Annotated in this window: 18 protein-coding genes; 14 read left to right on the top strand and 4 right to left on the bottom strand. The window is 64.3% G+C overall.

The genetic code is table 11. The annotated features are described in order from the left end of the window. Positions 1–40 precede the first annotated feature (40 nt). Positions 41–1,129 (top strand): Gfo/Idh/MocA family protein, encoded by a 1,089-nt coding sequence (locus EB235_RS14015; protein WP_027030392.1) that lies wholly within the window; start codon positions 41–43, stop codon positions 1,127–1,129. A 105-nt stretch (positions 1,130–1,234) separates the two neighbouring features. Beyond that, the gene (locus EB235_RS14010) at positions 1,235–3,256 is read left to right on the top strand and encodes an amidase (RefSeq protein WP_027030393.1); all 2,022 of its coding nucleotides are present in this window, start codon (positions 1,235–1,237) and stop codon (positions 3,254–3,256) included. Between the two features lie 280 nt (positions 3,257–3,536). Here EB235_RS14010 and EB235_RS14005 read toward each other — a convergent pair whose 3' ends face one another. Then, a complete protein-coding gene (locus EB235_RS14005) occupies positions 3,537–4,184 on the bottom strand; it encodes a ThuA domain-containing protein (protein WP_027030394.1) in 648 nt (215 codons plus the stop codon). A 54-nt stretch (positions 4,185–4,238) separates the two neighbouring features. After that, positions 4,239–5,261, bottom strand: a complete 1,023-nt coding sequence (locus tag EB235_RS14000; RefSeq protein ID WP_027030395.1) for an LLM class flavin-dependent oxidoreductase — start codon at positions 5,259–5,261, stop codon at positions 4,239–4,241. Between the two features lie 120 nt (positions 5,262–5,381). On the opposite strand from EB235_RS14000, the gene EB235_RS13995 reads away from it, so the two are divergent. Together EB235_RS13995 and EB235_RS13990 are read left to right on the top strand one after the other, a co-directional pair. Beyond that, positions 5,382–6,467 (top strand): CaiB/BaiF CoA transferase family protein, encoded by a 1,086-nt coding sequence (locus tag EB235_RS13995; protein ID WP_027030396.1) that lies wholly within the window; start codon positions 5,382–5,384, stop codon positions 6,465–6,467. A gap of 54 nt (positions 6,468–6,521) precedes the next feature. Then, on the top strand, positions 6,522–7,016 hold the full coding sequence (locus EB235_RS13990) for a peptide deformylase (protein WP_027030397.1): 495 nt from the start codon (positions 6,522–6,524) through the stop codon (positions 7,014–7,016). A gap of 48 nt (positions 7,017–7,064) precedes the next feature. Here the strand turns inward: EB235_RS13990 and EB235_RS13985 are convergent, their stop codons facing one another. Beyond that, complete coding sequence (locus tag EB235_RS13985) at positions 7,065–7,376, bottom strand: hypothetical protein (RefSeq protein WP_027030398.1); 312 nt, start codon at positions 7,374–7,376, stop codon at positions 7,065–7,067. 300 nt (positions 7,377–7,676) lie between these two features. Between EB235_RS13985 and EB235_RS13980 the strand changes: the two genes are divergently transcribed. From EB235_RS13980 to EB235_RS13950, 7 genes are all read left to right on the top strand, one after another. Beyond that, on the top strand, positions 7,677–8,675 hold the full coding sequence (locus tag EB235_RS13980) for an ABC transporter permease (protein ID WP_080681031.1): 999 nt from the start codon (positions 7,677–7,679) through the stop codon (positions 8,673–8,675). 36 nt (positions 8,676–8,711) lie between these two features. Beyond that, on the top strand, positions 8,712–9,728 hold the full coding sequence (locus EB235_RS13975; RefSeq protein WP_027030400.1) for a sugar ABC transporter substrate-binding protein: 1,017 nt from the start codon (positions 8,712–8,714) through the stop codon (positions 9,726–9,728). A gap of 12 nt (positions 9,729–9,740) precedes the next feature. Then, positions 9,741–11,858, top strand: coding sequence for an ABC transporter permease (locus tag EB235_RS13970; protein WP_027030401.1), 2,118 nt, complete (start codon positions 9,741–9,743; stop codon positions 11,856–11,858). Continuing rightward, positions 11,855–12,949 (top strand): hypothetical protein, encoded by a 1,095-nt coding sequence (locus tag EB235_RS13965; protein WP_027030402.1) that lies wholly within the window; start codon positions 11,855–11,857, stop codon positions 12,947–12,949. Before EB235_RS13970 ends, EB235_RS13965 begins: the two co-directional genes overlap by 4 nt. A gap of 3 nt (positions 12,950–12,952) precedes the next feature. Beyond that, positions 12,953–14,449 (top strand): sugar ABC transporter ATP-binding protein, encoded by a 1,497-nt coding sequence (locus EB235_RS13960; protein WP_027030403.1) that lies wholly within the window; start codon positions 12,953–12,955, stop codon positions 14,447–14,449. A gap of 124 nt (positions 14,450–14,573) precedes the next feature. Beyond that, positions 14,574–15,470 carry a LysR family transcriptional regulator gene (locus EB235_RS13955; protein ID WP_027030404.1) on the top strand — a complete coding sequence of 299 codons (897 nt, stop codon included), beginning with the start codon at positions 14,574–14,576 and terminating at the stop codon, positions 15,468–15,470. A gap of 152 nt (positions 15,471–15,622) precedes the next feature. Continuing rightward, the gene (locus EB235_RS13950; protein ID WP_027030405.1) at positions 15,623–15,910 is read left to right on the top strand and encodes a GIY-YIG nuclease family protein; all 288 of its coding nucleotides are present in this window, start codon (positions 15,623–15,625) and stop codon (positions 15,908–15,910) included. Between the two features lie 109 nt (positions 15,911–16,019). Here the strand turns inward: EB235_RS13950 and EB235_RS13945 are convergent, their stop codons facing one another. Beyond that, entirely contained in the window at positions 16,020–17,516 is a 1,497-nt protein-coding gene (locus EB235_RS13945; RefSeq protein WP_027030406.1) for an aldehyde dehydrogenase family protein, read from the bottom strand. Between the two features lie 142 nt (positions 17,517–17,658). On the opposite strand from EB235_RS13945, the gene EB235_RS13940 reads away from it, so the two are divergent. Genes EB235_RS13940 through EB235_RS13930 form a run of 3 tightly spaced genes read left to right on the top strand, consistent with a single transcriptional unit; the run spans position 17,659 to position 20,687 of the window. After that, positions 17,659–18,402: a glucose 1-dehydrogenase gene (locus EB235_RS13940; RefSeq protein WP_027030407.1), complete on the top strand. Its 744-nt coding sequence runs from the start codon at positions 17,659–17,661 to the stop codon at positions 18,400–18,402. Between the two features lie 9 nt (positions 18,403–18,411). After that, positions 18,412–19,512: an isocitrate/isopropylmalate dehydrogenase family protein gene (locus EB235_RS13935; RefSeq protein WP_027030408.1), complete on the top strand. Its 1,101-nt coding sequence runs from the start codon at positions 18,412–18,414 to the stop codon at positions 19,510–19,512. 35 nt (positions 19,513–19,547) lie between these two features. Further along, a complete protein-coding gene (locus EB235_RS13930; protein WP_027030409.1) occupies positions 19,548–20,687 on the top strand; it encodes an alpha-hydroxy acid oxidase in 1,140 nt (379 codons plus the stop codon). Positions 20,688–20,757: the final 70 nt, after the last annotated feature.

The following is a 20,757-nucleotide window of genomic DNA, read 5'->3' as shown; positions in this document are numbered from 1 at the left end:
GCGCGGCCGGCATCAGGCTTGAAATCAAGGGAGTTTGAGAGTGGCACCACTTCGTGTCGGGCTTGTGGGTCTTGGAGAAGTCGCGCAGTCAATTCATCTGCCTGTTCTGGCCGACCAGCGCGACCGCTGGGTGATCGCGGGCGTGTATGATGTTTCGCCGAGCCTGGTGTCGCTCGTCACATCGCAACATACGAAGTCAAAACCGTTCGAAACCGCCGAGGCGCTGATCGCTTCACCCGACATCGACGTGGTCTTCGTGCTGTCGTCCGACGACACTCACAGCCGCTTCGTGCACGCGGCCATGCAAGCCGACAAACACATCCTGCTGGAAAAGCCCGCTTGTCTCACGGTGCGCGAGATCGATGAGTTGCTGGCGCTGATGCCGGCCTACAAGAAGACCCTTTTCGTCGGCTACATGCGCCGCTACGCACCGGCATATCTAGCGGCCAGGGATGAGTTACCCGCTTATGCCGACATCACCCATGTCCGCATCTTCGACCTGATCTCGGAAGGCCGGCATTTCCTCAAAAAGAGCCAGAATGTCCTCTACCCCAGGGACATCGACCCTGCCCTGCTGGAACGCGGCGCCAAAGAGCGGGACGCGCTGATCCATGAAGTTGTCGGTGCCGATGCCCCAGCCGACCTGGTGCGTGCCTATCGCGGGCTGACAGCGCTGTCCTCGCACCACATCTCGGCGATGCGCGGGCTGATCGGCGAGCCCAAGGGCGTGGTGTCTGCGCACCGCACCAATGGCGGCGCCAACACCAGCATCACTTTCGACTACGGCCATTTCGCTTGCCTCTATGATGCAGTGGTCGACGATCTCGGCCTGTTCGACGCCATGATCGAGGTGCGCTCCAACACCAGGCGCGTGCGCATCATCTACGACACGCCGTATATACGTAGCCTGCCGACGCGACTGGAAGTGACCGATGCCGGCCCGCTCGGTCCGGTGACGAAAAGCTTCGGCCCGCTCTATGGCGACGCCTTCTCCAATGAGCTGGAGATTTTCCACCGCCATATTACCGACAGCACGAAGCCGCTGACCGACCTTGCCGATTCGCGCCGCGACCTGGCGCTGATGGCGCAGATCATCGAGCGCATGAAACTGACGGCGGGAGACGCCTGAGCATCCACAGGAACAACATGTTCCGGCAAAGACTGTTGATTGGCCCTTGCCGAAGCCGGCGGCCTCGCTCATCCATGGCAGGCAAATAACAACCCGGGACCCGTGATGACCGATGCCAGCCTTCATCTCGTTGACGCGACGATCGAGCAATTGCGGCGCGCGCTTGAGGACGGCACAGTCACCAGCGTCGAGCTGGTCGCGGCCTATCTCCGCCGCATCGCGCATTTCGACCGGCATGGCATCAGCCTCAATGCCGTCCCCGTACTCAATCCTGCGATGTTCGAGGAGGCCGCCGCTTCCGACCAGCGGCGTCGCAATGGCGCCCTGCTCGGGCTGCTCGACGGGATCCCCTACACCGCCAAGGACAGCTACAAGGTCAAAGGCCTGACGGTCGCCGCCGGCTCGCCCGCCTTCGAGCATCTCGTCGCCAATGAGGACGCCTTCACCATCGCCCGGCTGCGGGCCGGCGGCGCCGTGCTGATCGGCCTCACCAATATGCCGCCGATGGCCAATGGCGGCATGCAGCGCGGCGTCTATGGTCGCGCCGAAAGCCCCTACAATGCGGAGTATCTGACCGCCGCTTTCGCGTCGGGTTCGTCGAACGGCTCCGGCACGGCGACTTCAGCAAGCTTCTGCGCCTTCGGTCTTGGCGAGGAGACCTGGTCGTCCGGCCGCGCACCGGCCACCAACAACGCGCTTGTCGCCTACACGCCGTCGCGCGGCGTCATTTCCGTACGCGGCAACTGGCCGCTGGTGCCGACCATGGATGTCGTGGTGCCTCACGCGCGGACAATGCCCGACATGCTCGAACTGCTCGATGTGATCGTCGCCGATGATCAGGAAACGCGGGGCGATTTCTGGCGCGCGCAGCCTTGGGTCGACTTGCCGAAAAGCGCCGAGGTGCGGCCGCAACGCTACACCGACCTGGCTCTTGCAGGATCGCTAAAGGGCAAACGGCTCGGCGTGCCCCGCATGTATATCGGCCGCGATAGCGAGGTCGACCGGCCGATCGAAACCCGCGCCTCAGTGCTTGCCTTGTGGGAGCAGGCTGCGGCGGATCTCAAACGGCTTGGCGCCGAAGTGGTGGAGGTCGATTTCCCCGTCGTCTCCAACTATGAGCGCGATCGCCCGGGCACGCGCACCATGGTCGAGCGCGGTCTGGTGCCGGAAGAGTTCGCAAACCGCGAACTCTGGGATCTCTGCATCTGGGGCTGGGATGGCTTCCTGCGCGCCAATGCCGATCCGGCGCTGCCCGATCTCGTCTCTGTTGATGGCCCGAAAATCTTCCCGCAGCCGCCCGGCACGCTGCCCGACCGCTATGAAGGTGGCTTCGACCTCAGGGAGTATGTCGAGCGCGCCAAGTCGGGCGTCACGCCCTTCAGGGATATCCCCTCGCTGGAAGAGGGCCTGAAGGGGCTTGAAGCGACGAGGCGGATCGATTTCGAGGACTGGCTCGATGCGCAAGGCCTCGACGCCGTGGTGCTGCCCGCCGCCGCCGATGTCGGCCCGGCCGATGCCGACATCAATGAGACCTCGGCCGACCTCGCCTGGCGCAACGGCACCTGGGTCGCCAACGGCAATCTGGTCTGGCGCCATTTCGGCATCCCAACCGTCACCGTGCCGATGGGCACCATGGCCGACATCGGCATGCCGGTCGGCCTGACCTTCGCCGGCAAGGCTTATGACGACGAACGCTTGCTGCGCATGGCCGGCGATTACGAGCGCGCCACGCAGCGCCGCACAAGTCCGCCGCGCACGCCGGAACTGGCGGATGATGTGTTTTCGAGGCCGACGTTCCCAACTGGCGATGGCAAGGCAACCCTTGCAATCACGCTTGCCGCCGAGACGCACACTTCGGGCGATCAGGACGAGATCACCATCACCCTCGACTTGCCCGGCGACGCAGAGGCGGAGAAGGCCAGCATCACGGTGCATGTCAATGGAGAGGTCGTCGCGATGCGGCGAGCCGGCACGCGCTTCAGCGGAAGCGCTCTGGTTCCGGCCGCCGAGCACAAGCGGATCCACAGTGTCTGGCGTGGCTCGTATGGCTCGATGGTTACAGCAGTGGTGCGGCTGGAGGATGGACGCAGCGCTGGCGCCTACGTGGTTACGGGCGGGATTGGGTGAGGGTTGCGGCCCCCTCGCTTCGTCATCCTAGGGCGGAGCAAGGAGCGAAGCGACGCGGCGCAGACCCTAGGATCCATTCCGTGACCGGCACACGAGCACAACGGTCCAGAACAATCGTCGGCACCCATCGCCAGATAGTCGAGACCCGTCGCAACAGTGATCCAACGTCTGCACCGTCGCATCGCTCGAAAGTCGCGGCATGGATCCTAGGGTCTCCGCGACGTCGCTTCGCGACTGCTACGCCCTAGGATGACGAAGGCGTGGGAAGCCGCCCTCACCGCTACCCCCGCGCCGCCCAAAGCAAACCGCGCTCCATGATCAGCGCCATTTCCGGCACCGCGAACTCATCCGCCGTATGCCCAAGCGAGCTGTAAAACACCTTCCCCGCGCCATACCTGCGCTTCCACACCACCGGCATGACAACCCCGCCAATGCCGGGGAAATGCGCGTCGGTGAAAGTTGTGGTCGCCAGCACCTCGTTGCTCGGGTCGACATGCATGTAATACTGCTCGGAGCGGTAGGCGAAATCACTGATGCCTCTGGTTATCGGGTCGTCCTGCCGGGTGATGGCCACTCTGTAATCGATGATGTTGCCGGGATGCGCGACCCATTGGCCGCCGGTCATGAACTGATAATCCGGCTCGTTGCGGAAACTGTCGCCCATCGTGCCGTGAAAGCCGCCGAGCCCGCTTCCCGCGCGAACCGCCTGCGTCAGGTTTTGCAGCTCGGCCTTTTCGATCGTCGACATGGTGATGACCGGCACGATGAGATCGAATGAGGAAAGCTCCGGATCGGCGAATAGCGCCGTGCCCGCGCCCAGCGTGACATCAAAGCCGTTGCGCTGAAGCAGCGCCCGGATGACGTTGGCGCTGCGTTCCGGCGTATGGCCTTCCCAGCCGCCCCAGGCAATCAAGGCCTTCTTCGCCATACCGTGAACCTCCGTGAACCGCCCGCCATGGCGGATGGTTACACGGTGCGGCGGTCAGCGCCAGCCCAGCCCAGGCGCGACGTGCTTCAGGATCGCCTCGATGACATGGGCGTTGTAGTCGACGCCGAGCTGGTTGGGCACGGTGAGCAGCAGCGTGTCGGCCTCGGCGATCGCCTCGTCCTGCGCCAATTCCTTGATCAGCACATCCGGCTCGGCGGCATAGCTGCGGCCGAAGATCGCCCGCGTATTCTCTTCGATGAAACCGATCTGGTCGCGGCTCTCATTGCCGCGCCCGAAATAGGCGCGGTCGCGATCATCGACCAGCGCGAAAATGCTGCGGCTGACCGAGACGCGCGGCTCGCGCTCGTGGCCGGCCGCCTTCCAGGCCTCGCGATAGATGCGGATCTGCTCAGCCTGCTGGATGTGAAAGGGCTTGCCGGTCTCGTCGAATTTGAGCGTCGAACTCTGCAAATTCATGCCGAGCTTGGCCGCCCATTCCGAAGTGGCGTTGGTGGCCGCACCCCACCAGATGCGCTCGCGCAGGCCTTCCGAATGCGGCTCGAGCCTGAGCAGCCCTGGCGGGTTGGGGAACATCGGCCGTGGATTGGGTTGGGCAAAACCCTCGCCGCGCAGCGTGTCGAGAAAAACCTCGGCATGATGCCGCGCCATGTCGGCGTCGGTCTGGCCTTCCTGCGGCTGGTAGCCGAAATAGCGCCAGCCATCGATCACCTGTTCGGGCGAGCCACGGCTGATGCCGAGCTGCAGGCGCCCGCCGGCGATGATGTCGGCCGCCCCCGCATCCTCGGCCAAGTAGAGCGGATTTTCGTAGCGCATGTCGATGACCGCCGTGCCGATCTCGATGCGGCTGGTCTTGGCGCCGACCGCCGCCAGCAGCGGAAATGGCGAAGCGAGCTGGCGGGCAAAATGATGCACGCGGAAATAGGCGCCATCCGCGCCCAGCTGCTCGGCCGCGACGGCCAGATCGATGGACTGCAGCAGCGCGTCCGAAGCCGAGCGCACCTGCGATTGCGACGAGGGCGTCCAATGCCCGAATGACAGGAAACCGATTTTTTTCATGGCCCTGAAGTATAGGCGAGCGACACGTGCTTCAATGCCAAAACAGCGGGGTTACACACTGTCGCCCCGTGCACGCCAAAAGTGCGCCATGCCAAAGGGTTGAACGCCGTGGAGGGTGGAATGCTGAAGGGGACGCGCATCATCGAGATCGAGGCGCTGGGGCCTGCACCCTTCGCCGGCATGCTGCTCGCCGATCTTGGTGCCGATGTCATCGTCGTCCACCGCAAGCAGGCGCCCGTGCCGGGCCTGCCCGAACGCTCGCTGCTCGATCGCGGCAAGCGCTCCATCGCGCTCGACCTAAGGGATGCCGGGGATGTCGCCCTGCTGATGCGCCTGATCGCCACCGCCGACGGTCTGATCGAAGGGTTTCGGCCAGGCGTGATGGAGCGCCTCGGGCTCGGCCCCGATGCCTGCCACGCAGCCAACCCACGCCTCGTCTATGGGCGCATGACCGGCTGGGGCCAGAACGGTCCACTGGCCCATACCGCCGGGCACGACATGAACTATACCGGCGTCTCGGGCGCACTCTGGTACGCCTCCTTGCCGGGCGAGCCGCCCATGGCGCCGCCCACACTGGTTGGCGACATAGGCGGTGGCGCGCTCTATCTGGTGATCGGCATGCTGGCCGCCAGCATGAACGCGCGTGCCAACGGCCAGGGCACCGTTGTCGATGCGGCAATCGTCGACGGCTCGGCCCACATGATGAACCTGTTGATGGCGCTCGGCCAAATCGGCGGCCTCGCAGCAGAGCGAGGCACCAGCCTTCTCGACGGGCCGCATTGGTGCCGCGTCTACCGCACCTCCGATGGCGGCTTCATCAGCGTCCAGTGCATCGAGCCGAAATTCTATGCGCTGTTCCTCGACCGGCTTGGCCTCGCCGCCGATCCGCAATTCGCCGACCAATTCGATCGCGATCTCTGGCCGGAGCTCGGCAACCGGCTGGCCGCGATCTTTGCCGCAAAACCGCGCGACGAATGGACCAGTCTGTTTGAGGGTTCGGACGCTTGTGTCTCCCCGGTGCTCAATCCATGGCAGGCGGCGCAGCATCCGCACATGGCCGCGCGCGGCTCCTGGCTGACTGCGGACGGTACCCTTCAGGCGGCGGCCGCGCCGCGCTTTTCCGGTCGCACCACGTGGACGCCGGCGAAAAGTCCGGCGCGCGGCGAGCATGACGCCGAGATTCGCGCGGGCTTGACGGAACCGTGACAATGTCGTGAAGCGTCGCCCGCGGCACTCGACGAAGGAGTTAGGACGAGGTCCATGGCGGTTCGGCCGATCATCAAATTCCCCAACCCCCTTCTCCGCGCTGTCGCGGAGCCGGTGACGCTGTTCGACGCCGAATTGCAGCGACTGGCAGGTGATCTCATCGACACCATGCACGCGGCGCCGGGGATCGGCATCACCGGCCCGCATGTCGGCATCTTGCTGCGCCTGGTCGTGATCCAGCTGCCATCCGCCGCAAAGCCGGGGATTTACGTCAATCCATCTGTCATCCATGCCTCCACCGACATGATCCGTCATGTGGAAGGCAGCGTTTCGATGCCTGGCGTCACGGAAGACGTCGAGCGGCATGCAAGCGTCCGCATCCGCTATCAGGATCTGGATGGTATCGAGCAATATGAGGACGCCGACGGTCTGCTGGCCGTTTGCCACCAGCATGAGATCGATCAGCTCGACGGGCTCTTCTGGACGCACAGATTGTCGCGCCTGAAGCGCGACCGCCTGGTCAAACGCTACGACAAACTGATGCGCTAACCCAAGCCTGGCGCAGGCATTCCGAGCCGCGAACGATGCGCCTTGCCGCTACTTCCCGCAATAGTGACCGTTGATCATGTTCGATGCGTTGGCGTCCGGCCCCACCCGATCGTACGCACAGGGGCCGGCGGCGGTGGTGAACAGCTGCTGGTCGTAATAGCGCGGGCCGCCGAACAGGAAGCCGATAAGATCGTCATCGGCGGGAACATAGCGTTCAGTCCCGGTCTGACTGTAGTGCTGCTCCCGATGGTGGTGATGTCTGTGATGATGACGGTGCTTGGCCCCAGCCAAGGCCGACGAAGACACCACGCAGCCCATGACGAGAGCCAGGGCACAGATCGCAAAGCGTTTCGTCGTCATCGGCAACACCCTCCTGGCCATTCCATATACGGATATATAGGCAAAACCGCCAGCCGGGCAAAGGTTCCCCAGTCACGGCTGCTTGGCCGCGCTTTCACCTCCCCGTGATTTGCCGGCTGCCCGACCCCGCCGCCGGAGCGAACTGCACAGCGCATCAGAAAAACGAAATTGCCCCTGCCGGCTCCAGCCGCAATGGTCTCTACGGAGGCAGCCGGCTTGGTGGCTGTGGAGGACGAGCCGGAGCGGCAACGCTGCTCGGGCAAGCTGCCGCTTGAAGCTGGCAGCGAGGGAGGAAGAGACTTGGCTGGTTCGGGCAAATCCGACGGCGCGCGCATGGGCATCAAAATGTCCCAGGAGCTGGTCGTCGTCGCGATCTCGGTCATCCTCTTCGTCGTGTTCTCGGCGACGCTCAACAATTTCCTGACCCAGGGCAACATCATTGCCATCCTCAAGAACGTCTCGATCCTCGGCACGCTGGCCGTCGGCATGGGCTTCATCGTCGTTGGCCGCGGCATTGATCTGACCATGGTGGCGGTGATGGTCGTCGGCGTCGCCTTCAGCATCTGGATTTCCACCTGGGGCATCGACTTCACGCTGGCGGTGGTCTGCGGCGCGCTACTTGCCGCTGCCATCGGCCTGTTCACCGGCATCATGGTGGCGGTGGCCGAAATCCCGCCGATCTTCGCCACGCTTGCCATCGCCTCCTCGGTCTACGGGTCCGGCCGCATCGTCTTTGCCTCCGACGTGCTCTATGCCCCGTCAAACATCGCCTGGCTGAAATTCGTCGGCAGCGGCACCATCCTCGGCATCCCAATGTCCGTCGTCATCTTCGGCGCGGTCGCGGCACTGATGGGCTTCTTCCTGAGAAAGACCCGCTTTGGTCGGCTGGTCTATGCCACGGGCGACAACCCCAACGCGGCCCGCACCACCGGCCTGCCGACGCGCCCGATCATCGTGACGCAATATGTGCTGAGCGCGCTCATCGCCTTTACCGCCGGCATCATCATGCTGGGGCTGGTCACCGGCATCGACACGCGCCTCTACAATTCCAGCCTGATCTACGACGTGCTGCTGGTCGTGGTGCTTGGCGGCATCGGCCTCTCCGGCGGCCAGGGCGGCGTACGCAACGTCATTGTCGGCACCATCCTGGTCGGCATCCTGACCAACGGCATGACCATCCTGAACTTCAGCTACACCAGCCAGAACCTGATCAAGAGCGTGATCCTGCTGGGTGCGCTGGCCATCGACGCCATCATCAATCCGCGCGACGAGCAGACCTCGCAGAGCGGCGACATCTGAAACAAGAAACCCGAAACATCAATCAGGGAGGAAACCATGAAGTTGTTCAAGAATTGCCTGTTCGCGGGCCTGACGGCGCTGGCGCTGCTCAGCGTGGCCAACGTCACCACCGCACAGGAAACCGATCAGGTCGGGCGCGCGCCCTATCTGGAATCGCTCAAGGGCAAGAAGGTCATCTTCATACCGATCTCGCAAGGCATGGACCTCAACCAGTCCTGGGTGGTGGTGTGGCAGCGTCACGCTGCCCGCTACGGCTTCAGCCTCGACGTGCGTGACCCCAACGGCGACACCAATGCCGGCATCCGCGCCATGCAGGGCGCCATCGCCGAGAAGCCGGACCTGATCATCGTCCAGAACCCCGATGTCCAGACCTATGCTCGCCTGCTGAAGCAGGCGCAGGCCGCCGGCATCAAGGTGCTGCAGGTCAACATGCAGTCGGCGACGCAGACCGATTCCTATGTCGGCAATGACTGGATCGAGATGGGCCGCCTCGAAATGGGCGAACTGGCCAAGCACTGCACCGGGCCGAACGCCGTCTCACACAAGGTCGTCTGGCTTGCCGGCGTCCAGACGGGCGCCGCCAACATCTACATGCGCACCGGCATCGACGAGGTACTCAAAGCCAATCCCGAGCTGCAGCTCGTCTCCGACCAGCCGGCCGACTATATGAGCGAGAAGGCCCGCCAGATCACCGAGACGGTGCTCCAGCAGCATCCGGACCTCTGCGGCATCATGGGCATCTGGGACAACGCCGAAGTCGGCGCCGGTGCCGCGGTCGCTGCCGCCGGCAAGCAGGACCAGGTCACCATCGTCACCAATGGCGCCGGCAGCGCCACCGGCTGCGAAAGCATCAAGAACGGCCTGCTCGATGTGATTTTCAACTTCAACTCGCCGATCCAGGCGGAGATCGCCGCACAGCAGATTTCGGAATTGCTGCAGCATCCTGATCGGCAGGCGGGCAGCGAGAAGACCATCTTCTTCGGTCCGATCACCCGTGTCGACAAGACCAACGCCACCGGCAGGAACTGCTGGAAGCTGGACGAGCTCAAGTAACGGACATTCTTGATGAGCATGGCCGAAAGCCTTGTACGCTGGCGCTACCGCTTGCTCCCCGACCACGTGGTCGGGGAGATTCTCACCAAGAAGTGGATCGATAGCGTCATCCCCTTCACGGCGCTGATCATTTTGTGCGTGATCTTCGGCTCGATCGTGCCGGGCTTCTGGAGCGTTGCGACGCTGACCAACCTCAGCGGCCAGACCGCCGAGCTTGGCCTGGTCGTGCTTGGCATGACCATCGTCATGGTCTCGGGCGGCATCGATCTTTCGGTCGGCTCGACCTTCGCGCTGGCCGTGCTGGTGACGCTCTACGGCATGAATGTCGGGCAATGGAGTTTCGGCACCGGCCTGCTGGCCTGCCTTGGACTTGGCGTCGTTTGTGGCGCCATCAACGGCTTCCTGGTCGGCTTCCTGCGCATGCGGGCCTTCCTGACCACGCTGGTCACGCTCATCATCTACCGCTCGACCTTCGACGTCATCTTCCCGCAGGTCTCGACACCGATCGTCACGAGCGGCCCCAATTCACCGACCTATGATTTCCTCGGTTTCGGCACGGTCTGGGGCGTGCCGACCTCCTTCGTCGTCTTCGCCGTCATCGCGCTGGTGATCCACCTCGTACTGTCGCGCGCCCGCTATGGCTGGCGGCTGTTCGCGGTCGGCGGCGCGCGCCGCTCCGCCTACAACGCCGGCATCAATGTGCGCTTCACACTGTTCAGCGCCTATGTCATCTGCTCGGTGCTGGTCGCGCTCTCCGGCTTCTTCTTCTCGGCCCGCATCGGCAGCGCTGCTTCCGATATCGGCACCGGCCTCGAACTGCAGGTGCTGACCGCGACCGTGCTCGGCGGCATCTCGCTGGGCGGCGGGCGCGGCTCGGTCGCCAAGGCGCTGATGGGCACGATCTTCGTGCTCATCCTGTCCAACAGCCTGCTCGCTCTGTCCGTGTCCGGCCCGGTCAACTCCCTGATCCTCGGCCTCGTGCTGCTTTTCTCGGTCCTGCTCGACGTGCGCTGGGTGAAGAACCGCCACAAGATCCTGCGCAGCGTCTACATCTCGCCGACCTTCGCCAAGATGCGCGAGCCGATCTCCACCGCGCCAGGCACGCCGATCGCCGTGAACGACCGGCTGAAGGATGTCGGCGTCATCGGCCTTGGTGTCCTCGACGGCGCCGAGGACGTCATCTTCGACCGCAAGGACCGGCTCTACACCGGCACCCGCCAGGGCGACATCCTGCGCTTCCAGCCGCCGCATTATACTGAGAGTGAAGTGTTCGCCCATATTGGTGGCTCGCCGCTCGGCATGGCCTTCGACCGCGACGACAATCTGGTCATCTGCGTCGCCGGAATGGGTCTCTACCGCGTGGCACCGGACGGCGCGGTGAAGCTGCTGACCGCCGAGACCAACCGCTCGCTGACCTCGGTCGTCGACGACTCGACCATGAAGCTCGCCGACGATTGCGACATCCTTCCGGACGGCCGCATTGTCTTCTCCGAAGCCACCGTGCGCTTCGAAATGCACGACTGGTACGCCGATGCCCTGGAAAGTCGCGGCAACGGACGCATCATCGTGCACGACCCGAAATCGGGTTCGACCCACACGCTGCTGTCGAACCTGGTCTTCCCCAATGGCATCTGCACGGCCTTCGACGGCCAGTCCGTGCTGTTCGCCGAAAGCTGGGCCTGCCGCATCAGCCGCTACTATTTCGACGGTCCCAAGAAGGGCAAGGTCGAACGCGTCATCGAGGGCCTGCCCGGCTATCCCGACAACATCAACCGCGCCTCGGACGGGACCTATTGGCTGGCTCTGATGGGCATGCGCACGCCGGCGCTGGATCTCTCGCTGGAAATGCCGGGCTTCCGCCGCCGCATGGCGCGGCGCGTCTCGGAAGATGCCTGGCTGATGCCCAACCTCAACACCGGCTGCGTGCTGCGCTTCGACGAGAACGGCCAGATCCTCGAAAGTCTGTGGGACCGCGCCGGCGAAAAACATCCGATGATCACCTCGATGCGCGAGCACAAGGGCGTGCTCTATCTCTGCGGCATCTTCAACAACCGTATGGGCACCTTGCCCTTGAAGGGTGTCGACCAGACCTGGTTCAGCTCGGACTCCTACTGGGGCAAAAAGGCATGAGCGCCGTGAGCCAGTTTTTCGACCGTTTTCTCGGCCGTGGCGACTGGGCGGTGACGGTGCCGACGCTCGACGGCCCCCTGCTGCCCAACCAGGGCCTCGAGGAAGCCGAGACTTTTGCCAGCCTCGCCGACGCCGACAATCTCGTGCGCACCGACAAGGGCGTGCTGGCGAGCAGCGCCGCTTCGCTGATGCGTTTCGGCACTGAGGCCCAGGCAGAGGTGCTGCAGGAGTTTCCCGGCGAGATCACCGCGCTTGCCCATGCCCGCGGCATGACGGCGATCGCGATCGACGGCAAGGGCGTCGTCATACGGGGCGGCCTGCATGACGGGCGCGAAGCGACGGGCGACGAGGCGCTGCGGCTCTCCTGCATCACCGCCCTCACCTTCCTCGACAGCAACAGCCTGCTGATCGCCAATGGCTCGGCCTCGCTGCCGGCAAGCGGCTGGCGCCGCGACCTGATGCAGAAGAACGCTTCCGGTTCGCTCTGGCGTCTCGACCTCAAGAGCGGCCGGCTGGAGCTGATCCGCGACGGCCTCGCCTGGCCCGCCGGCATCGCCACCACCGGCTCCAACCGCATCTACGTCACCGAAGCCTGGGTCCACCGCGTGCTGGCGATCGACCTCGCCACCAGGGCAACGGCGCCGGTGCTGGAACATCTGCCAGCCTATCCCGCCCGCATCGCGCCCGCCTTCAATGCCGGCTACTGGCTGACCTTCTATTCCGTCCGCAACCAGCTGGTGGAATTCATCCTGCGCGAAGAGACCTACCGCAAGCGTATGCTGGCCGAAGTCCCGGAAGCCTATTGGATGGCGCCGTCGCTGAGTTCATGGCGCGATTACCGCGAGCCGATGCAAGGCAGCCAGCTCAAGCAGATGAATGTGCTCAAGCCCTACGCGGTCACCCGGTCCTACGGGCTGGTGGTGCATTGCGACCAGAACATGAAACCGCTGTCGAGTTTCCATTCGCGCGCCGACGGCACGGTGCACGGCACGGTCAGCGCCTGCGAGACGGGCGACGATCTGCTGGTCGCCTCGCGCGGCGGCGCCAGGATCGTGCGCGTGACCGGCGCCGCCAGCGGCAAGCGGGGTTAAGCGATGTCGGATAACATCATCGAACTCAAGGATGCGACCAAGGCCTTCTCGCGCATTCCGGCCTTCAAGAACGTCAATTTCGACTTGCGCAAGGGCGAGATCCACGCGCTGCTTGGCGAAAACGGCGCCGGCAAATCCACTTTGACCAAGGTCATGGCGGGCGTGTTCAAGCTGACCGAGGGCAAGATGACCTTCGACGGCAAGGACGTGTCCTTCGCGTCACCCGCCGAAGCACTGCGCGCCGGCATCGCCATGGTGTTCCAGGAAACCAATCTGGTGCCGGCCATGACGGTCGCGCAGAACCTCTATCTCGGCGAAGAGAAGATGTTCAACCGGCTGCGCGGCCTCTACATCCAGGCGCGGCAGTTCCTCGCCGGCATGGGGTTTCAGGTCGACCCGACCGCGCAGGTCAGCACGCTGGGCGCGGCGCACAAGCAGATGGTGGAAATCGCCCGCGCCGTCCACCACAAGGCGCGCGTCATCATCTTCGACGAGCCGACCGCCACATTGACGCCGGAGGAGAAGAGCCACTTCTTCAACCTTCTGCATCGGCTGGTTAGGGAAGGCATCGCCATCATCTTCATCAGCCATGCGCTGGAAGAAGCGCTTGCGGTCGCCGACCGCATCACCGTCATGCGCGACGGCGAGATCGTCGCTTCGGGGGACGCCAAGGGCTTCACCCGCGCTTCGATCGTGCAGGCCATGGTCGGCCGCACACTGACCGAAACGCTGCATGGCGAGGTCAAGCGCACGGCGCGGCCCTATGGCGACAAGGTGCTTTCGGTGGAGAACCTGTCCTGCGCCGGCCTGGTGCGCAACTCGTCCTTCTCGGCCTTTTCGGGCCAGGTCACGGGCATGTTCGGCCTCGTCGGCGCCGGCCGCACCGAGATGGCCAAGGTTGTTGCCGGCCTGTTGAAGCGCAACATCTTCCATGGCGGCGAAATTCGCCTGCTCGGCAAATCGGTGCGCTACCGCGTGCCGAGGCCGGCGGTGCGCGACGGCATCGTCTATGTCACCGAGGATCGCAAGCTCGACGGTTTCTTCGAGACCATGACGGCCGGCGAGAACCTGCAGATGGGCGAGCTGACCGAGGGTTCCAACCCGATCTCGATGGTGTCGTTGAGCCGCGCGAGGCAGCTGGCCCGCGAATGGGGCGAGCGCCTCAGCCTGCGGCAAACCAGCGACCGCGCCCGAATGATCGAACTCTCCGGCGGCAATCAGCAAAAGGTCGTGATCGCCAAGTCGCTGATCCAGAAGCCGAAGCTGGTGATCTTCGACGAGCCGACGCGCGGCGTCGATGTCGGCGCCATCGTCGAGATCCACCAGCTCATCAGCGATCTCGCCGACCAGGGCATGGCCGTCGTCGTCATCTCGTCCTATTTGCCTGAAATCCTTGCCGTTTCGGACCGCATCCTGGTCGTCAAGCGCGGCCGCGTGGTGGAAGAGATGATGCTGTCCGATGCCACCGAGGAACGGGTTATGTTCGCCGCCGTCCACTGATCCCGGGCTGAAGAGCAATATCTTTGCTGGCTAAGCCAGGACCAATGGCTGGCCCGGCCTATTGCCTTGCAATCACTTCCGCGTCTGAATAGGTCAGGAGGTCAGATCACCTGCCCGAGCGGACATGTCCAGCATCAACCTCAAACTTCTGCAGACGTTCCTGCTTGCCGCTGAAAACGGCAGCTTCCGTCGTGCTGCCGAAGAGAGCAACCGCTCGCCATCGGCGGTCTCGATGCAGATCCGCGACCTCGAGGAACAGATCGGCATCTCGCTGTTCATCCGCACCGCGCAGCGTGCCAGCCTGACACCGGAAGGCCAGATCCTGTTCGAGGAGATCGCCAATGCGATGTCGCAGGTGCAGGGCAGCCTCGACCGGCTGACCGAGATCGCGGCGCGGCGCAAGGGAAAGGTCCAGATCGCCTGCGCCCCGACGCTCGCGGCAAGCCGGCTGGGCGACATATTGGCGACCTTCAAGCTGCGCTATCCCCGTTCGATCGTCGAGGTCATCGAGACCCCGCCGCAGGCGGCACTTGGCCTGCTGCAGCAGCAGGAAGTCGAGTTCTACATCGGCCCCGAACTGCCGAACCTGAGCGACTTCCAGTTCGAGTCCATCCTCGACGATCCGCTGATGGCCTGCATTCCCACGGAAATCTACGGCGGCGAAAAGAAGCTGCTGCTCTCCGACCTCTTGCGTTATCCCCTCATCCTGCTCAACCGCAAGACCGCCGTGCGCGGCCTTGTCGACCGGCTGACGGCGGCCGAAGGCATCGAGCTCAAGCCGCAATACGAGGTCGAGAGCGCGCAGACGGCGGTGGCGTTGGCTTCATCGGGGCTCGGCGTCTGCGTCGTGCCCCGCATCGCCATCTCGCGCAACGACGAGCGTATGCGCGTCGCGCCGATCGACCACCGCGACGCTCACCGCTCGGTCGGTATCATCACCGCCCGGGGCTATGTGCATCACTCCTTCTCCGAACAGCTGATGAACCTGATCCGCACCAACCTGCGCGAACTGGCGCATTGATTAAGGTCAGTAAGCATCCCCCACGTCGTCATCCTAGGGCGAAGCAAGGAGCGAAGCGACGCGCGCAGACCCTAGGATCCATTCCGTGACATCAGTCAAAAATGCAGCGGTCCAGGATAGAAGGCGTTCGCTTTGACAGCTAACGTACATCCATGACCGGTTATGTCTACATGACCTCAAGTAAGAAGCGCGGCACGATCTATATCGGCGTCACCAATGATCTTGGCCGCCGCATGCCCGAACACAAGTCCGGGCAAGGGTCGCAGTTCACAAGTCGATACGGCGTGCAGCGGCTGGTCTGGTATGAAGAATATTTCGATATCACCGATGCTATTCAGCGAGAGAAATCGCTGAAACGCTGGCTAAGGCAGTGGAAGATTGAGCTCATCGAGAAAGCGAATCCGGATTGGTTTGAGCTTTTCCGTGGAACCGGGTGGTGAGCGTTCTGCGCTGTTGCAACGCCTTGAGGTCACGGAATGGATCCTAGGGTCTGCGCGCGTCGCTTCGCTCCTTGCTTCGCCCTAGGATGACGAAGTGGTGGACACAGGCTCAGTCGGTCTGGATCCAGACTGACTTGGTCTCCATATACTCATGCAGATGTTCGATGCCGCCTTCGCGGCCGTAGCCGGACATCTTCATGCCGCCGAACGGCACCGCCGGGTCGATGGCGTGGTACATGTTGACCCAGACCGAGCCGGCCTTGATGCGCCGCGCCAGCTTGTGCGCGGTGCCGAGATGGGTGGTGAAGATGCCGGCGGCCAAGCCATAGGGCGTGGCATTGGCGCGCGCGACGGCCTCGTCCAGCGTGTCGAACGGCATCGCCGAAATGACCGGCCCGAAGATTTCTTCGCGTGCGATGGTCATCTTGTCCGACACCTGGCCGAATACGGTGGGCGCGATGAAGTTGCCGCCATCATAGAGCGCGCCTGTCAGCCGCGAGCCGCCGGTGACCAGTTCCGCGCCCTCGTCGCTGCCGGCCTTGATATAGCCTTCCACCTTGCCGGCCTGCCTGGCATTGATCAGCGGCCCTATTTCGGTCTCCGCCTCGATGCCATGGCCGATGCGCAATTTGCCGGCGAATTCGGCGACGCGGCGCACGAATTCGTCATGGATTTCGCGCGCCACGAACAGCCGCGAGCCGGCGATGCAGATCTGGCCCGAATGTATGAACACCGCCATCGCCGCGACGGGAACCGCCTTGTCGATGTCGGCGTCGCGGCAGACGATGATCGGCGATTTGCCGCCGAGCTCGAGCGAAACGCGCTTGAGGTTGGTCACGCCTGCCCGCGCGATCGCTTGTCCAGTAAGCGTCGAGCCGGTGAAGACGATCTTGTTGACGTCGGGATGTTCGGCGAGCCGCGCGCCGGCCTCGCCGCCAGTGCCGGTGACGATGTTGACGACGCCGTCGGGAACGCCGGCTTCCTGCATCAGCCGCGCGATCAGCAACGGCGTCAGTGAGGCATCCTCCGAAGGTTTCAGCACGATGGTGCAGCCGGTGGCGAGCGCCGGCGCGATCTTCCAGATCGAGGCGGCGGTCGGCGCATTCCAGGGAATGATCGCACCGACGACGCCGACCGGCTCGCGCCTTGTGAAGGAGACGATCTCGCCAGGGATGGAATTGTCGATGGATTCGCCATGCAGCGCCGTCGCCATGCCGGCATAGAAGCGCAGCATGCCGATGACGCGGCGCCGGTTGGCCAGCGTGCGGGTGATCGGCAGCCCCATGTCGAGCGTGTCGGAAACGCTGAGCTCTTCCCAATGCGTCTCGAACAGATCGGCGATGCGCAACAGCACGCACTGCCGTTCGTAGGGCGAGAATTTGGACCACGGCCCTTCGAAGGCCGCACGCGCCGCAGCCACCGCAGCATCGACATCGGCCGCCGAGCTTCGCGGCACGGTCGCCAGCACCTCGCCCGTCGCCGGGTTCAGCGCCTGCATCACCTCACCGGACTGCGCCGCAACCCATTTTCCGCCGATGAACATCGGCCGGAATTCGCCACGGTAGAGCGTCGTGGCCTTCGCCCTCGGGTCGAAATTCAGCGTCATGGCGTCCTCCTCACGAATTCCGGGGCGACTCTTACTCCCGCTGCCGGCGACCTCAAACAAGGAAAGCTAAAAGGGCGTTCAGATAATCGGACTGTGCAATGCAAGCGACTTCCCCGATGGTGCCGGCAACGGAGGAACAGATATGAGACTTGCTGGCAAGGTCGCCATCGTCACCGGTGGCGGTTCGGGATTTGGCGAAGGCATCGTCAGGAAGTTCGTCACCGAGGGCGCACTGGTCGTGCTGATGGACCGTGATGAAGCCGCTGCCGGCAGGGTTGCTGGCGAGGTCGGCAAGAACGTGTGGCCGATCACTGGTGACGTCTCGAAACTCGACAGCTTCGAGGCAGCGGCCGACCTGGCCCGCTCGGCCTTTGGCGGTCTCGACATACTGGTCAACAATGCTGGCGTCGCGCAGCCGCCGCTGCCGCTCGAAACGATGGACGAAGACCTGTTCGACAGGATAGCCAACGTCAACATGCGCTCGATCTACAACGGCGCCCGCGCCGTCGTTCCGCATTTCAAGTCGATCAAATCGGGCGCGATCCTGAACGTCGCCTCGACCGGCGGCGTCTCGCCGCGCCCGAACTTGACCTGGTATAATGCCTCCAAGGGCTGGGCGATCGCCGCCACCCGGGCGATGGCCGTGGAGCTCGCGCCTTTCGGCATCCGGGTCAACGCCATCAACCCGGTCGCCGGCGACACGCCGCTTCTGTCCACCTTCATCGGTTCCGGCGAGGAGAACCGCGCCCGCGTCGTCGCCACCATCCCCATCGGCCGGCTTTCGACGCCTCAGGACATGGGCAACGCCGCCGCGTTCCTGTGTTCCGACGAGGCCAGCATGATCACCGGCGTCGACCTCAATGTCGATGGCGGCAAATGCATCTGAGGCATCCCGATGAAAGATATCTACGAAATCGCGGTGGTGCATGGCGACGGCATCGGCCCGGAAGTCTGCGCCGCCACGGTCGAAGTGGTGAAGGCCGCGCTCGGGGCTGAGAGCCCGCTGCGCTTCACCGAATATCCGGCCGGCGCGGAGCACTTTCTGAAAACCGGCCAGAGCTTTCCCGAGCCGACCTTCCAGGCTTGCCGGGCCGCGGACGCGATCCTGCATGGCGCCGGCGGCCTGCCCGGCGTGGTGCACCCGGACGGCACCGAAGCCGGGCTCGATTTCACGCTGAGGCTGCGCTTCGAGCTCGACCTCTACGCCAACATCCGCCCCATCAGGCTGTTCGAAGGCGTGCCGAGTCCGTTGAACGGCGTGAAGGCTGGCGACATCGACTACATCATCCTGCGCGAGAACAGCGAGGGGCTTTACGCCGCGCGCGGCTCGGGCGCCATGCTGCGCGGCGAGGTCGCTGTCGACACGCTGGTGCAGACCCGATCCGGCATAGAGCGCATCGTGCGCAAGGCCTTCGAACTGGCGCGCCAGTCCAGCGGCGCGCCGCGCGACGGCGTGCGCCGGGTCACCTGCTGCGACAAGGCGAACGTGCTGCGCAGCTATGCCTTCTTCCGCTCCGTCTTCGACGAGGTGGCGCAGGACTATCCCGACATTGCGACCGAACATGCGCTGGTCGACGCCATGGCGATGCACCTCGTGCTGAAGCCCGGCCATTTCAATGTCATCGTCAGCGAGAACATGTTCGGCGACATCCTGTCCGACCTCGCCGCCGCGACCGTCGGCGGCATGGGCATGGCGCCGTCGGCCGAGATCGGCGCGGCGAACGGCTTCTTCCAGGCCGCGCATGGCTCGGCGCCCGACATTGCCGGCAAGGGCATCGCCAATCCCTATGGCACGATCCTGTCGGGCGCCTCGATGCTCGACTGGCTCGGCCACAAGCACGGCGACGGCAGGCTCAACCAGGCCGCCGATCGCATCCGCCGCGTGACGGAAGACTGCCTGGCCAGCGGGCTCTTGAGCGCCGACCTGAAAGGCAGCGCGTCGACCCGTGCGATCACCCATGCCGTCTGCGACGGGCTGGCGATGGTCCCGGCATGAAGCGGCCATGACCAGGCCAGCGGGAGACGCCTGAGATGGCTGCGCTCGATCGCATGATTTCGGTCGAGGATTTCCGCAGACTTGCGCGCCGCCGGCTGCCGAAATCGATCTTCGAATTTGTCGATGGCGGGTCAGGACAGGAACTGACGCTCGCCGCCAACCGCGCTGACTTCGAGCGGATCCGGCTCATACCGCGCGTGCTCACCGACGTCTCCCGGCCAGACCTTTCCACGTCGTTGTGGTCGCAGACCTTGCCGACGCCGCTGGTGATCAGCCCGATGGGCTCCTGCGCGCTGGTCAGGCCCGGGGCCGACATCGCCATCGCCAAGGCGGCGAGCGCGCGTGGCATTCCTTACACGCTCTCCACCATGGCCACGACCAGCATCGAGCGCATGGCCAAAGCGGTCGAGGGACCGCTCTGGTTCCAGCTCTATGTCTTGAAGGATTTCGACTTCAACCTCCAGCTGGTGCGGCGGGCGGAAAAATTCGGCTATTCGACGCTGGTGGTAACCGTCGACCTGCAGGCTGGCGGCAGGCGCGAGAAGGACCTGCGGAACGGCATCTCGATCCCGCTGCGCCCCTCGCCTCGCCACCTCTTGGAAGGCTTGGCTCATCCCGGCTGGTCGCTGCGTCTGCTGCGCGGCGGGCTGCCGCGGTTCGAGAATGTCCGCGGCTATCTCGGCGACACCAGCGCCGGACTGACCATCGCCGCAAGGGTCGGCTCCAATCTCCATGCCGGTTTCGACTGGGATGATTTCCGCCGGATCCGCGACTGGTGGAAGGGCCGGCTGCTGGTGAAGGGCGTTCTGCACCCCACGGATGCGGCAAGCCTGGTGGCGGCCGGCGCCGACGGCATCTGGGTGTCCAACCATGGCGGCCGCCAGCTCGACGGCGCCATTTCCAGCATCGATGCCCTGCCCGCTATCCGCCATGCGCTGGGTTCCCAGGTGCCGATCCTCATCGATTCCGGCATCCGCACCGGCATGGACATCATAAAGGCCGGGGCGCTTGGCGCCTCCGCGGCGGCGATCGGCCGGGCCGCGCTGTTCGGCGCCACGGCCGGAGAAGCCGGCGTGGCCAGGGTGCTCGACATCCTGTTGGAGGACATCGCCAACGGCCTCAAGCTCGCCGGCACGCCCGCGTTCAGCCAGATCGGTCCCGACCTGATCGCGTGACAAGGCCACGCATCAGCCCAGTATCCATCGCACGTTCACTGCTTTTTCGGGCCTCCGACTGTCCCGGTGC

The sequence above is a fragment of the Mesorhizobium loti R88b genome (genome assembly GCF_013170845.1).
GTDB classification, from domain to species: domain Bacteria; phylum Pseudomonadota; class Alphaproteobacteria; order Rhizobiales; family Rhizobiaceae; genus Mesorhizobium; species Mesorhizobium loti_B.
Note: the sequence above shows the minus strand (reverse complement) of the source record. Positions and strands in the feature narration are given on the sequence as shown.